Genomic DNA, 14,019 nt, shown 5'->3' with positions numbered 1-14,019 from the left:
GATGCGATCCTCCACTTATGCACAAGTTTATTAACACCTGTTGATAATTTCCGTCGGTTTTCAACAGAGTTTGGAGAGAACTGATCGGGATCGCCCCGGGCATCGGCATGCCTCCCTATCGCCCCTCCGACCCCTCCGTGCTAGCCCCCGGCTTTCCCGGACCTTACACAGCGCCTATCCACAGGGCCACCCCATGGTCCCGCGCTGTCCTTGGCTAGATTCTACCAACTTTTTCAACTCGTTACATCTCATCAACAGTTTTCAGCCTACCTACGACTTCCTTCTGCTATTACGAAGTCTTTACGCGACACGAATCTCACAGGAGAAGAGTCGGTTACAGGGCAATCACCGAATCGGCCTCGAACATCATCCGAAGAACGTCGCCATACGACACCGCCGGATAGCTCGCTCGTACCGATCGCGCGCCGACGTCCTCGGACAAGGCGTACACCCGTGCCGCCGGAACGCTGGAGAGCGTCACGCCATCCTGAATCAGGACAACCGAGACATCGTGCCCAGCCTGGGAGCCCGAGGACACCAGGTCCAACGCGGTGGGGGAGCCGTCTTTGACCAGGTACAGGACTTTCCTCGACCGTGTCATGCTCTAGAAGACCAGGACGCGATCCGCGTCCGCGATGATGGAGGCGATCTCGTCGCGAGCCGCCTCTCGAACGGCGAAATCGGCATCCAGTGTGACCCGGGCACGCGCGCCTGGCTCCACCACGAAGGGGGTGCCCAGCTCCTTGAACACCGGGAGATGCTTCTCAAGGATCTCCTGATCGACGAGGTCCTCGGGTTCCTCGGCCAACAACCACGGGGCCTCGTTCAGGAGCACGACCGTGGTGGGGTTGTCACCGGCCGCGAGCCCCAGCGCGATGCGCAAGGCTTCGACGGCGCGGCCTGATTTTCGAGGATCTTCCCGGATCACGACCGCGATGCGTGGGGACACGAGGCTCCGCTAGTTGAAGGCGACAAAGCGGTCGCAGCCGTTCATCATGTTCGACAGGACGACGAGCCCACAGAGTTGAATCCCGGGATCGAGGGTCGCCGTGGACACATGATGCTGTTGGCAACCGTACGCACAGGCGAACACCTTCGCACCCGACCGCGACAAGGACACGAGATCCGGATTGTCGATGTTCTTCACGCCCTCGTCGATGAGGTAGAGATAGACGTCCACCCCGGAGCGTAATCCCTCGTCACAGAGATGCGCCACGGTCTTGACATTAGGATGAGATGGGGGGGTGGACAAGAGCACGCCGAGCTTCTGTTTCTGCATCGAAATCCACAGGATGAGTCAAGACGCTCGAAGAGCACTAGTCATTGATAATGTTTGAGAAACTACTCCCTTGAGCCTACGATGTCAACTGGAAAAACGGCCCTAGAAACCGGGCCGGAATCGGGCGGCGAGCGTACTCGTCACGGACGCCAAGGGGACTTCTTCTTGTTCCTTCGACGCCATGTTCCGGATGATCGCGCGGCCCTTGGTCACCTCGTCGTCCCCGACGATCAGGGTGAGGGAGGCGCCGAGGCGATCGGCTTGGCGAAGATGCGCCTTCAGCGTCGAGGCGCGCGTGTCCATGTCCGCCGGGACCCCTTGGGCGCGGAGTTCCTCCAAGAGCCGCAGCCCGACGGCGGCGCCGGTATCACCGAACGCCGCAACGACGACGAGCTGCGGAGGAGGCGGCACCGCGGCATCGGGCAGCATCAGCGCGACGCGCTCGAGCCCGACGGCGAAGCCGACGGCCGGGGTCTTCGGTCCGCCCAACGTCTCGACCAACCCGTCATAGCGCCCCCCGGCTCCTACGGCGTTTTGGGCGCCGAGGTGCTGAGACGTCACCTCGAACGTCGTGAGCGTATAGTAATCCAACCCGCGCACCAGGCGGGGGTTGATGACCGACGGGATCCCGAGATCCTTCAGCCCGGTCAACACGGTTTCGAAGTGCAAGCGCGATGCGGGCGAGAGCGAATCGAGAATGTTCGGCGCATCCTCGGTCGCCGCGCGGCAAGAGGGCGTCTTGCAATCGAGCACCCGAAGGGGATTCGTCGTCGTGCGCCGCCGGCAGTTCTCGCACAGCGCGTCCTGGCGGAGGTTCAGGAACTCGATCAGCATGCCTTTGTAGGCCGCCCGGTCCGCCTGGTCGCCGAGGCTGTTGAGCTCCAGCGCCAAGCTCGGGAGCTTGAGATCCGTCAGGAACCGCCACAACAGGGCGATCACCTCGATGTCCGCCAGAGGGTTGGCGCTGCCGAAGGACTCGACGCCGTATTGGTGGAATTGCCGCAAGCGGCCGGCTTGCGGCCGTTCGTGCCGAAACATCGGTCCCAGATAGAAGAGCTTCTGTGGAAGTGGAGAGGCGCCCAGGTTGTGCTCGATGTAGGCCCGGACGACCCCTGCGGTCCCCTCGGGGCGAAGCGTCAACGACTTCCCGTCGCGGTCTTGGAAGGTGTACATTTCCTTCTCGACGATGTCCGTGCTCGCGCCGATGCTGCGGGCGAACAGCTCGGTCACCTCGAAGATCGGCACACGGATCTCCCGGAAGCCGTAGAGGGTCGACAGCCGACGGGCGGCCCCTTCGATTGCCTGCCAACGCGCGATCTCGTCGGGCAGGACGTCCTTGACACCCTTGATCGCATGAATCATGGCCGCACGCTCCTCGACAGCGAACTATAACGAGCGGTTCGTTCGCAAGTCAACGCGAGCACCGGGGATGCGGCTTGCACCACAGGGCGCGCGGGACTATAGTGCGCCGACGAACGTCCACGGTATCCTCGAAGGACCTGCACATGCCGATTGACGGTCCGACCCGCCGCGTCATCGCCTTGGCGCCCATGCCGCCCGAGAAGTCGGCCTATGCGTTGGCGCGCTACAGCCGCTCACCCGATTCCATCGAAGACAGCCTCCGCTGGGTGCACGCGCACTCGGCGGAGAAATTCTGGGAGCAGTTTTATTTCGCGTACGGCCATGCCTCGATCGCCGACCTGGGCCACGTCGTGATCTGCTTCGAGCACATCTCGGAGTTGGCGGCCATCCGCATCGAAGACGAGCCGCTCTGGGATGGACAGGCCAAATCGAGCCGGTATCAGAGCTTCGGCCCGAGCGGATGCTACGTGCCCGATGCGATCCGGGGCACCGAGACGGAGGGCTTCTACCGCGGCATCTTCGGAAGCCTCTTCAACGCGTATCAGCATCTTCACGCGCCGCTCACCCGATACCTCGCCGAGCGGTCGCCGAGACCCGAAGGGATGAAGCCGGCCGACTACGACCGGACCATCGCCGCCCGCGCGTTCGACGTCACCCGGTATCTGCTGCCGCTCGCCGTCCGCACGAACGTCGGTCAGGTCGTGAGCATCCGGACCCTCGAGAAGCAGATCACCCGGTTGCTGTCGTCCCAGTTGCCCGAGTTGCGCCTCATTGGGGAAGAGCTGAAGGAGGCGTGCCAGCGCCCGGCCGTGAATCTCTGGGGAGAGCTGTGCGGGGAGTCGCCGGCGCCCGGGAAGCCGGTCGCCCCGACCCTGGCCCGGCACGCCCGCGCCAGTCCCTACCAAGCGACCGTCTACACCGAGCTCGCCCGCTACGCCCGGGAGGTGCTGCGGGGCACCGGGCTGGAGACGCCCGCCCCGGACGGCGAGCGAGTCGATCTCATCGAGCCGCATCCGCCGCTCGATGAGTTGGCCGCCACGTTGCTCTACCGGGTCGCCCACGCCTCGTATCGGCGGCTCCTCGCCCTCGTCGGCGAGTGGAGCGAGAAACAGAAGCACGAGGTGATCGAGGTCGCGCTCCGCACGCGAGGGCCGTACGATGAGCTGATCAAGGAGTTTCGGGCCGGCTACGCGTTCGTGTTCGACGTGCTGATGGATGTGGGAGGGTGGCGCGACCTGCACCGGCATCGCCGGTGCCAGCAGATCCAACAAAATTTCACGACCCTGCACGGCTATGATGTGCCGCCGGCGCTCATCGAGGCCGGCCTGGACGTGGAATACCGGGACGCCATGGATGCGGTCAGGCGCGACATCGACCAGCTCAAGAAGGCCAGCCAGGAGGCGGCGCTCTATGCGATCCCGTTCGGGTTCAAAATGCGCTGCCTCTTCAAGATGGACTACGCCGAGGCCGAGTACATCGCCAAGCTGCGGTCAGGCGTCAAAGGGCATTGGTCCTATCGCCGGATCGCCTGGGAGATGAAGCAGAGAATCGCGGAGCGCTACCCGTTCCTCGGGGCGCAGATCCAGGCGACGCCGCCCGAGGAAGAGGATCGACTTACCCGCTAGGGACGCACGGGCCGTGACGCCCGGTGATGAGTGCTGAGCGCCGAGTGGGACGAGAGTCACAGACCCTATCGAAACCATGTCGAGCTCCTACGAACAGCGCATCGAAGAAGCCTTGGTCCGGGGCGACTGGGGAACGGCGGCCCAGGCGGCCGAGGCGTGGGTCTCGAGTCTGGGGACGACGGCGGACCCGCGGCCTCACTTCGCCCTCAACGTCGTTCAGTTGCTGAACGGCGAGTTCGGTCTGGCCTGGCAGAGCCACAGCAAGTGCCTGCAAGAGTCCCAGGATATCGAGGTGATCCGGGACTGGACCGAACGGCTGCTCAAAGCCCATCCGGACAGCGCGAATGCCCACCTGGTCGCCGGGATGTTCTTAGCGCAGTCGGGGCAGTCGGAGCAGTCGGTGAACCGGTACAAGGAGGCGATCCGCCTCGACCCGCGCGCCCCGCAGCCGCACTACTTCCTGGCCCAGATCCACGAGCGCGCCGACCGGATGGAGATGGCGATCAAGGAGTACCGCGAAGCGGTGAAATTGGACCCTCGCTATGCCGCCGCCCGGACGAATCTCGGCGTGGCCTACCAGCATCAGGGCCAGCTCGAAATGGCGATTCCCCAGTACCGCGAGGTCATCAAGCTCAACCCCGCCGATCCCATTGCGCACGCGAACTTGGCCTGCGCCTTGGCGGAGCAAGGGAAGATCGAGGCGGCGATCACGGAGTACAAAGAGGCGCTCCGGCTCTCCCCGAACGACGCCGAGCTCCATTTCGCGCTCGCCGGCCTGTACGAAACCAAGGGCCGAACGGATCTCGCGCTTCGGGAATACGAAGACGCGCTGCGCGCCGATGAGTACTTTGCCCCGGCGCGCACCGCGGTCGGCTGGATCCAATTCAACCGGGGCGCCAAGCACGAGGCGATGGAGACGTTCAACCGCGCGCTCAAGGACAACCCCGAGGATGCGAGCGCGACGTTGGGATTGGCCCGTCTCTATGCGGAGCGCGGGAAGCCGGAGCTGGCCATGGATCTGTACGCGAAGGCCGTCAAGCTCGAAAAGGATCCCGAGAAGAAGTCCCGGATCATGAACCACCTGTTCAAGGAAGGCGGCACCTGGGATTAATCCCGGCCTAGGAAGCCTCCGCCGCGCGCTTCCTCCCGAGCTGCCGCGTCGGCCCGGACAGGGTCCGCACGCGCGTTCCGTCCCGCGACTCCTCCATCAACAAGGCTTGGTCGGTAATCATGTACGCGCACCGGTCGCAGCGCCAAAAGGCACCGGTGTGATAGAAGGCCCGCGCCGAACAGATTGGACAAGGCATAAGTCACCCTACCACCCCGACCGCGCCCGTCCTTGTCGTCGCTCCACGCCTTCGCCCCGTGGTCCGGGCGGCCTTCCCAGGCGCAGGCTCGCTCAACCTCCAGTGTCGTCGCACCGGCATGGGCCTCCGGCTGACGGCGGCGTCGGAGTTCGACGGATCGCCCTTCAGACCACGATCCTGCAATAACGTCATCAGGGTCGTCTCGTGACCCGGCGATCTCGCCGTCACCCAAGGAGAGAGGTATGGCACTGTTGACCCACGAAGAGTTGAAGACGCTGGCCGCGCGGTCGGAGCCCCCGTCCTTGTCCCTATTCATGCCCACCCATCGGGCGGGACCCGAGATCCAGCAGGACCCCATCCGGCTGAAGAATCTTCTGAAGCAGGCGGAAGCCCAGCTGACGGATCGGATGCGGGCGCCTGAAGCGAGAGCCTTTCTCCAGCCCGTGCATGAGTTGCTGGAGGATGCCGCGTTTTGGCGACACCAGAGCGACGGGCTGGCCGTGTTTCGGGCGAAGGACGTCTTTCGCGTGTACCGCCTGCCGCTCGCGTTCACTGAGTTTCTCAGTGTCTCGGACCGCTTTTACCTCAAGCCGCTGATGCCGGTGCTCAGCCAGGAAGGTCGGTTTTTCGTGATGGCCTTGAGCCAGCAGGCGGTCCGACTGCTCGAGTGCAGCGCGCACAGCGTGCACCAGAGGGACCTCCCGAACGCGCCGCAAGGGGTGACGGCCGCCGAGGGCTACGAGCAGCCCGAGACGCAGCTCCAGCTCCAGCCCATTACCCCGCCCGGTCAGCCCGGCAGCGGGATCGTCCATGGACACGGCTCGAGCACCGATGTCGACGATCGGAACATCGAACGGTACCTGCGCCAAGTGAACAAGGCGGTGGCCGACGCGTTGAGAGACGAGCGGGCGCCGCTGATCGTCGCGGCGGTCGAGTATCTCCACCCGCTCTACCGGGCGGTGAACAGCTATGAGCATCTCTTGGACCGCGGGGTCACCGGGAATCCCGACGGGCTGAAACCGGAGGAGCTGCATCAGCAGGCACTGTCGGTCGTCAAACCGTACTTTCAAGAGGCGAGAAACAAAGCCGCGGCGGACTACCGCGAGGGGCTGGCCAAAGGCCGCGCCTCCCACGCGATCGACGAGATCGTGCGGGCGGCGCACCAAGGCCGGGTCGCCTCGCTCTTCATCGCGTTGGGCGCCAGCTGCTGGGGGCGCTTCGATCCCCAGACCTATGCGGTCGAGGTGCACGAGCAGGAGCAGGCGGGGGATGATGAGCTGTTCGATCTCGCCGCCGTCCAGACCCTCCTGCATGCCGGGGCGGTCTATGCCGTGCCACCGGATCAGGTGCCGGACGGCCACGCGGCGGCCGCGGTGTTCCGATACTGAGCCTCGGCGGGAACCATGGATTGACGATGAGGGATGGGCGGAAGAGGACAGGAGCCCGTTGGGGATCAGAGGTCGCGGATGGCGCCTTGGAGGACGGTGATCTGCGTCACCGGATCGCCGGACTTCTTCAACTCGGCGCGGATTTGCTCCTTCAGATACGACGAATACCCCACCTTCTGGAGGAGGAGCTCGAGAAAGCGGTCCGGTGACAGCAGCGTTTGGGCCTTGAGCTCCTCGATCGTCTCGTCGCTCACCGGAACGTAACTGCTGCCGATGTGCAGGATTACATTGTAGTAGCGTCCCGTCCCGATCCGCTCGAATCGTACGCCTTTCACGGCTCCTCCTTCGACGACGCGAGCGTATTGTAGACAAGCGTCCCCCTAAACACAACTCCCGCCGGTCTTGTAGTCTGAAGAGACGGCACGGGATAATGGCGTATGCGCCGGCTCGAAGACCTGCAGTTCGACAATACCTATGCCCGCCTGCCGGAGGCGTTCCACAGGCGGCTTTCGCCGACTCCGTTCACGCAACCCGCGCATCTGATCAGCTTCAACGAGGACGCGGCCGCACTGCTCGATCTCGATCCGGCCGAGGCCTCGCGCCCGGAGCTCGTCGATTTCGTGACGGGGCGGCGGCCGTGGCCGGGCACCGAGCCGATCGCCATGCTCTATGCCGGCCATCAATTCGGCGTCTACGTCAGCCAACTGGGCGACGGCCGGGCGATCCTGCTCGGCGAGGTCCGGAACAGCCGCGGCGAGCGATGGGACCTTCACGTCAAGGGAGCGGGGCTGACCCCCTTTTCTCGTGACGGCGACGGCCGGGCCGTGCTGCGCTCGACGATCCGGGAATATCTCTGCAGCGAGGCGATGCACGGCCTCGGCATTCCGACCACGCGCGCCCTCTGCATCATCGGGAGCGAGGACCGGGTGTGGCGCGAGACGATCGAGACCGGCGCGATGCTGGTACGGCTCGCCCCCACGCACGTCCGCTTCGGCTCGTTCGAGGCCTTCTATTATCGTCGGCAGCACGATCACCTGAGGACGCTGGCGGACTACGTGATCGCCCATCATTTCCCGCACCTGGCCGGATCCGGAGACCGGTACGTGGCGTTCTTCCGTGAAGCGGTGGAGCGGACGGCCCGGCTCATCGCCCAGTGGCAGGCGGTCGGGTTCGCGCACGGCGTCATGAACACCGACAACATGTCGGTCCTCGGGCTGACCCTCGACTACGGCCCGTTCGGCTTTCTCGACGACTATGACCCGGGCTTCATCTGTAACCATTCGGACCATCACGGGCGCTACGCGTTCAACCAACAGCCCTATATCGCGTTGTGGAATTTGAGCTGCTTGGCGCAGGCGCTCCTGCCCTTGGCGTCCGAGGAGCCGCTCAAGGAGGCGCTCCACGGCTATCAACCTCGGCTCCAGGCGTTCTACGACGAGCTCATGCGAAAGAAGCTGGGGCTTGAGCAGACTCTTCCTGATGATCCCGGCCTGGTCGCCGACCTGCTCGCCCTGCTCCATGGCAGCCGGGTCGATTACACGCTGTTCTTTCGGGCCCTCGCGACGTTCTCGACGCATACGACCCAGGCGCCGGCGGTGTTACGCGACGGGTTCGTGGACGTCGACCGCTTCGATCGTTGGGCGGAGCGGTACCGGGCTCGTCTCCTGGCCGAAGGAAGCCATGACGCCGAACGCCGGGTCCGGATGCACGCCGTCAATCCCAAGTACGTGCTCAGGAACTACCTGGCGCAGCAGGCGATCACCGCCGCGGTCGAGAAGAAGGACTATTCGGAGATCGATCGGCTGCTCAGCGTGCTGCGGCGGCCGTTCGACGACCAGCCGGAATTCGATGTCTATGCCGCGCCGCCGCCCGACTGGGGCAAACGGATCGCCGTCAGTTGTTCGTCGTGACTCCGTTGAGGTCCGTTCGGTCGGTTTGGTCCGTTCAGTCCGTTGTTCGGATTCAACTGACAAACGGACCCAACGGACGTAACTGACTCAACGGACACAACAGACCTACGGACCTAACCGGCCACCATGCTCGTCCACATCGTCGCGGATTACGGGGAAGGGGATTTGGCCTTCGCTGAGGTGATTCAGCGAATCAAGATCTACCTGCCCGATGCGGAGCCCGTCGTGACGCCCGTGGCCCCGTTCGATACGCTGGCCACCGGATTCTGTATTGCCCAGTTGGGGCTCAATCCCGCGCCGCCCGGCACCATCGTCTACCACAACGTGGCCCCGCGGCAGGATGACGAGGCGGCGCGGACGCGGAACGCCGGCGAGCGGCTGAGCTATGCCCGGCTGCCGACGGGCGTGCGGGTGATCGGCGTCAACGCCGGCTACGCGCTGTCCTTCATTCGGGAGGACGCGGAAAAGCTTCGATGGGCGGCGGCCCCGGCCGAAGGATCGCAATTCCGATCGCGTGATCTGTTTCCGCAGGCCGCCGCCGCGATCGCGTTGGGTCGCCCGAACGCCCTGGCCGAGGACATCCCCTTATCCGCGGTCCCCGCCGTCCCGCCCCGCCGCATCGCCTATGTCGACGGATATGGGAACCTGAAAACGACCGTCCGCTATGACCCACACAAGGTGCGGCCGGGCATGGTCCTGAAGGTCGACATCGAGGGGGTGACGCAAGAGGCGACCGTGAGCGACGGCACCTTCGAGGTTCCACAGGGACGCATGGCGTTTGCGCCGGGCAGCAGCGGGTGGACGACCAAACGGGGCGAGGTGCTTCGATGGATCGAATTGTTCCTGCGCGGCGGCAACGCCTACGAGGCGTTCGGTCAACCCCGGGCGGGTGCGGAAATCGACTTCACGGCAGCCTGAAGGAAGGAGGAATTCAGTAAGTGAGTAATAGGTAATTGAGGGAAGAATTACTGACTTACCAGTGACTCAATTACTTCTGTCCGGCGAAGAGCCAGGGCGCCTCCACGCGGCGCCGCGCTTCATAGGCCGAGATGGCCGCCTCGTGTTGCAGGGTCAAGCCGATGGAGTCGAGCCCTTTCAACAGACAATCCTTGCGAAACGGATCGATCTCGAACCCATAGGTCGTTCCCTCGGGCGTCGTGACCTGTTGGGCCGACAAATCCACCGTCACCTGGTAGCCCTCCGTGGCCGAGACGGCCTCGAACAGCGCCTGCACCGCGTCCGGCTTCAAGACGACCGGCAGGATTCCGTTCTGGAAGCAGTTGTTGTAGAAGATGTCGGCGAAGCTCGGGGCGATGAGACAGCGAAAGCCCTGATCGAGCAGCGCCCACGGCGCGTGCTCCCGTGAGGAGCCGCAGCCGAAATTGTCCCGGGTCAACAGAATCGTCGCGTTCCGATACCGGGGCTGATTCAGAAAGAACGCGGGGTCCGGAGCTCCATCCTTCCGCCGCCGCCAATCGTAGAACAAGCCTTCCCGAAGTCCCGTCCGTTTGATCGTCTTGAGAAATTGCTTCGGGATGATCTGATCCGTATCGACGTTGACGCGATCGAGCGGGGCGACGATCCCGGTCAGGGTCGTAAACGGTTGCATCACGGTTCTCTTCCTCAGCTCACGTCAAGACCAGTGGCGGATGTCGACAAAATGCCCCTCGATCGCCGCCGCTACCGCCATGGAGGGAGAGACGAGATGGGTGCGGCCGCCGGCGCCTTGGCGGCCTTCGAAGTTGCGGTTGCTCGTCGAGGCGCAGCGTTCGCCGGGCTGCAAGACATCGGCGTTCATCGCCAGACACATGCTGCAGCCCGCTTCGCGCCATTCGAACCCGGCGTCTTTGAAGATCGCGTCCAAGCCCTCCGCCTCCGCCTGCCGCTTCACGAGCCCGGAACCCGGCACGACCATGGCGTGGACGCCGGGCGCCACCTTTTTGCCCTTCGCGAACTGAGCGGCCAGCCGGAGGTCTTCGATGCGCGAGTTGGTACAGGAGCCGATGAAGACCCTGTCGAGCTTGATCGCGGTGATGGGGGTCCCGGGAGCGAGCGCCATGTATTCGAGCGCGCGCTCGGCGGCGCGGCGCGCCTTCTCGTCCGGAAAGTCGCGCGGATCGGGCACCTTGCCGTCCACCCCGGTCACCATGCCGGGGCTCGTCCCCCAGGTGACCTGCGGCGCGATGTTCTCGGCCCGCAGCTCCACGGTCTTGTCATAGGTCGCGCCGGGATCGCTCGGCAACACACGCCATGCTGCCACGGCGCGCTCGAACAGCTCGCCGGCCGGCGCCAGCGGGCGGCCCTTGAGATACGAGAAGGTCGTCTCATCGGGCGCCACCATGCCGGCGCGCGCCCCGGCCTCGATCGACATGTTGCAGAGGGTCATCCGGCCTTCCATCGTGAGCGCGCGAATCGCCGATCCGGCGTACTCGAGGACATAGCCGGTCCCGCCGGCCGTCCCGATCCGGCCGATGATCGCCAGGATGATGTCTTTGGCGGAACAGCGGTCGGACAGCCGTCCCTCGACGCGGACCAGCATGCTCTTGGGCCGGCTCTGGATCAGGCACTGGGTCGCGAGCACGTGCTCGACTTCGCTCGTCCCGATCCCGAAGGCGAGGGCGCCGAAGGCGCCGTGGGTGGACGTGTGGGAGTCGCCGCAGACGATCGTCATCCCCGGGAGCGTGAAGCCCTGCTCGGGGCCGATGACGTGCACGATGCCCTGCCGGGGATCCTGCATGCCGTACACGGTGATGCCGAACGCGTGGCAATTCTCTTCGAGCGTCCGGATCTGGGTCGCGCTCACCTCGTCGGCGATCGGCAACCGGCGATCGGTGGTCGGCACGTTGTGGTCCGGGACGGCCAAGATCGCTTCGGGCCGGCGCGGCTGGCGGCCGGCCACCCGGAGGCCCTCGAAGGCCTGCGGAGAGGTCACCTCATGGATCAAATGCCGATCGATGTAGAGCAGGGTCGTCCCGTTCGATTCCCGAACGACGTGCGCGTCCCAAATCTTGTCGAAGAGCGTCTTCGCCGCCATGCCTCCCTCACCGGAAAAGGGACTCAGTATAGCAGCTTTGTTCGGCCGTCTGGAAGGTCGAAGGCCGGGCCGGATCAGTCGGGAACGCGCCAACGGTGGCCGTCCCGTTCGAGCAGCGCGTCGGCTTCGCGGGGGCCCCAGGAGCCGGCCGGATAGATGGGCAGGCCGTTGGGCGGGAGCGAGGCCCAGACGTCCAGGATCGGCTGGACCGTCGCCCAGCCCACCTCCACGTTGTCGGCGCGCTGAAAGAGCGTCGCGTCGCCGGCCAGGCAGTCGTGGAGCAGCGTTTCGTACCCGGTGTGCGGGGCATCGCCGAAGTACTTCGAATAGTGAAAATCCATGTCCACGGTGCCCACCCGGACGCTGGGCCCCGGGAGCTTTGCGTCGAAGCGCAGGGAGATGCCTTCGTCGGGTTGGATGCGAAGGACGAGCAGGTTCGGCGCGAGATCCTCGACCGGGGTCTTGCGGAACAGCATGGCCGGGGGCCGGTTGAACTGGATGCTGATCTCGGTGACGCGTTTCGCCAGCCGCTTGCCGGTCCGCAGGTAGAACGGCACGTCGGCCCACCGCCAACTGTCGATGAGCAGCTTGAGCGCCACGAAGGTCTCGGTGTTCGACACCGGCGACACGTTCGGTTCCTCGCGGTACGCCGGGACCGGTTTGCCCCCGATCGACCCCGCGCCGTACTGTCCGGCCACCGTCGAGCGCAGCACCTCGATGGAATGCAGGGGCAGGATCGCCCGCAACACTTTGGCCTTCTCGTCCCGGACGGCGTTGGCGTCGAAGGAGTTGGGAGGCTCCATGGCCACGAGGCTCAACAACTGCAGCATGTGATTGGGGACCATGTCGCGCAACGCGCCCGCTTGCTCGTAATAGGTCCCGCGGTGCTCGACGCCGATGCTTTCCGCCACGGTAATCTGCACATGGTCGATGTACCGGCGATTCCAGATCGGTTCGAAGATGCCGTTGCCGAAGCGAAACACCAGGATGTTCTGGACGGTTTCCTTGCCCAGGTAATGGTCGATCCGATAGATCTGATCCTCACTGAGGTGTTGCCGGAGCTGCGCGTTCAAGGCCTTGGCGGATTCCAGGTCCTTCCCGAACGGTTTTTCGATGACGACGCGCCGCCACAGCCCCGGCAGTTGCGTCACGAGCCCTTCCCCCGCCAGGCGCTGGACGATTTCCCCGAAGAACTGGGGCGCCGTGGCCAGATAGTAGAGATAATTGCCGGGCGTGCGATACGTCCCGTCCAGGTCCTTGAGCGTGGCCGCCAACTTCGCGTAGGCACCGGGGTCGCGAAAATCCCCGGTCACGTAATGGAGGCGGCCCCGGAGCCAGCCCCACACGTCTCTGTCGACATGGCCGGCAATATGCTCGCGGGCATCCCGATTCATCCGTTCGCGAAACTCGTCCGTGGTCATCTCGGTCCGCGCCAGCCCGACCACCGCGAACTCTTTCGGCAGATAGTTGTCGGCCGCCAGGTGGTAGAGCGCGGGGAGCAGCTTGCGCTTGGTCAGGTCCCCGTCGGCTCCGAAAATGACCATGAGGCCGGACGTATTGGGCGCGGTCATGACTCGTGCTCCATCGGCGTCGGGTGGGGGTACTTGGCGAAGCAAATCATGTCCATGCGCTGGTAGTGGTTCGGCATCAGGCTCTCCGGCCGGTATCCCAGGGCCAGGAACAGGTGCACGTTGCGCGCCGTGCGGAGCATCGTGCAGACGTAGTACTTGTGCGCGTCCGTGGCGAGCTGCTCGACCGTTCGCATGAGCGCCTTGCCGATCCCCCGGCCTTGAAGGGCGGGGTTGACCGAGAGCAAGCGAATGACGCACACACCGCCGACCACCCAAAAGCGGACGGAGCCGGCGATGGCGCCGCTCCATTCGGCGACCATGATCTTTTTGTCCCGCGCATCACGCCGCAGGTCCTCCAAGGTCTCCGCCGTCCAGCCGGTGGTCTTGTAAGTGCCCTCGTACTCGGCGAACGCTTCCCGCTGGATCGTGAGGATTGCGGCGAAGTCGTTCTCGGTGGCGGCACGAATGGTCAGCATGAGATCGAGGAGACGCCGGCGGAACCCGCATGGCGCGTCCACGTCGACGTCGTGCATCCATTATAGC

The 14,019-nt window shown here is 64.8% G+C and carries 15 protein-coding genes; 5 read left to right on the top strand and 10 right to left on the bottom strand.

All coding sequences use genetic code 11. The features are described from left to right. Nucleotides 1–334: 334 nt before the first annotated feature. From ACWHYV_RS21875 to hisS, 4 genes are all read right to left on the bottom strand, one after another. Nucleotides 335–601, bottom strand: a complete 267-nt coding sequence (locus ACWHYV_RS21875) for a hypothetical protein (RefSeq protein WP_447978613.1) — start codon at nt 599–601, stop codon at nt 335–337. Nucleotides 602–604: 3 nt separating this feature from the next. Then, nucleotides 605–949, bottom strand: coding sequence for a hypothetical protein (locus tag ACWHYV_RS21870; RefSeq protein ID WP_447978612.1), 345 nt, complete (start codon nt 947–949; stop codon nt 605–607). A gap of 9 nt (nt 950–958) precedes the next feature. Beyond that, on the bottom strand, nt 959–1,279 hold the full coding sequence (locus ACWHYV_RS21865) for a DsrE family protein (RefSeq protein ID WP_447978611.1): 321 nt from the start codon (nt 1,277–1,279) through the stop codon (nt 959–961). 102 nt (nt 1,280–1,381) lie between these two features. Further along, nucleotides 1,382–2,641 carry a histidine--tRNA ligase gene (hisS, locus tag ACWHYV_RS21860; protein WP_447978610.1) on the bottom strand — a complete coding sequence of 420 codons (1,260 nt, stop codon included), beginning with the start codon at nt 2,639–2,641 and terminating at the stop codon, nt 1,382–1,384. A 143-nt stretch (nt 2,642–2,784) separates the two neighbouring features. Here hisS and ACWHYV_RS21855 point away from each other — a divergent pair, with 143 nt between their 5' ends. Continuing rightward, complete coding sequence (locus tag ACWHYV_RS21855; protein WP_447978609.1) at nt 2,785–4,266, top strand: FAD-dependent thymidylate synthase; 1,482 nt, start codon at nt 2,785–2,787, stop codon at nt 4,264–4,266. A gap of 76 nt (nt 4,267–4,342) precedes the next feature. After that, a complete protein-coding gene (locus ACWHYV_RS21850) occupies nt 4,343–5,377 on the top strand; it encodes a tetratricopeptide repeat protein (protein ID WP_447978608.1) in 1,035 nt (344 codons plus the stop codon). A gap of 7 nt (nt 5,378–5,384) precedes the next feature. Here ACWHYV_RS21850 and ACWHYV_RS21845 read toward each other — a convergent pair whose 3' ends face one another. Beyond that, nucleotides 5,385–5,573 (bottom strand): hypothetical protein, encoded by a 189-nt coding sequence (locus ACWHYV_RS21845; RefSeq protein ID WP_447978607.1) that lies wholly within the window; start codon nt 5,571–5,573, stop codon nt 5,385–5,387. A gap of 242 nt (nt 5,574–5,815) precedes the next feature. On the opposite strand from ACWHYV_RS21845, the gene ACWHYV_RS21840 reads away from it, so the two are divergent. Next, on the top strand, nt 5,816–6,961 hold the full coding sequence (locus tag ACWHYV_RS21840; protein ID WP_447978606.1) for a baeRF3 domain-containing protein: 1,146 nt from the start codon (nt 5,816–5,818) through the stop codon (nt 6,959–6,961). A 65-nt stretch (nt 6,962–7,026) separates the two neighbouring features. On the opposite strand, the gene ACWHYV_RS21835 is transcribed toward ACWHYV_RS21840, so the two are convergent. Next, nucleotides 7,027–7,296 (bottom strand): hypothetical protein, encoded by a 270-nt coding sequence (locus ACWHYV_RS21835; RefSeq protein WP_447978605.1) that lies wholly within the window; start codon nt 7,294–7,296, stop codon nt 7,027–7,029. 102 nt (nt 7,297–7,398) lie between these two features. Here ACWHYV_RS21835 and ACWHYV_RS21830 point away from each other — a divergent pair, with 102 nt between their 5' ends. Both ACWHYV_RS21830 and ACWHYV_RS21825 read left to right on the top strand, forming a co-directional pair. Further along, nucleotides 7,399–8,871, top strand: coding sequence for a protein adenylyltransferase SelO (locus ACWHYV_RS21830; protein WP_447978604.1), 1,473 nt, complete (start codon nt 7,399–7,401; stop codon nt 8,869–8,871). 126 nt (nt 8,872–8,997) lie between these two features. Further along, entirely contained in the window at nt 8,998–9,789 is a 792-nt protein-coding gene (locus tag ACWHYV_RS21825) for a hypothetical protein (protein ID WP_447978603.1), read from the top strand. 70 nt (nt 9,790–9,859) lie between these two features. On the opposite strand, the gene leuD is transcribed toward ACWHYV_RS21825, so the two are convergent. From leuD to ACWHYV_RS21805, 4 genes are all read right to left on the bottom strand, one after another. Continuing rightward, the gene (leuD, locus tag ACWHYV_RS21820) at nt 9,860–10,480 is read right to left on the bottom strand and encodes a 3-isopropylmalate dehydratase small subunit (protein WP_447978602.1); all 621 of its coding nucleotides are present in this window, start codon (nt 10,478–10,480) and stop codon (nt 9,860–9,862) included. 24 nt (nt 10,481–10,504) lie between these two features. Then, on the bottom strand, nt 10,505–11,905 hold the full coding sequence (leuC, locus tag ACWHYV_RS21815) for a 3-isopropylmalate dehydratase large subunit (RefSeq protein ID WP_447978601.1): 1,401 nt from the start codon (nt 11,903–11,905) through the stop codon (nt 10,505–10,507). 74 nt (nt 11,906–11,979) lie between these two features. Next, on the bottom strand, nt 11,980–13,476 hold the full coding sequence (gene zwf, locus ACWHYV_RS21810; RefSeq protein WP_447978600.1) for a glucose-6-phosphate dehydrogenase: 1,497 nt from the start codon (nt 13,474–13,476) through the stop codon (nt 11,980–11,982). Further along, nucleotides 13,473–14,009: a GNAT family N-acetyltransferase gene (locus ACWHYV_RS21805; RefSeq protein ID WP_447978599.1), complete on the bottom strand. Its 537-nt coding sequence runs from the start codon at nt 14,007–14,009 to the stop codon at nt 13,473–13,475. Before ACWHYV_RS21805 ends, zwf begins: the two co-directional genes overlap by 4 nt. Nucleotides 14,010–14,019 lie beyond the last annotated feature (10 nt).

This window comes from Candidatus Nitrospira bockiana (assembly GCF_965152565.1).
This window is presented reverse-complemented; position numbering and strand designations above follow the sequence as displayed.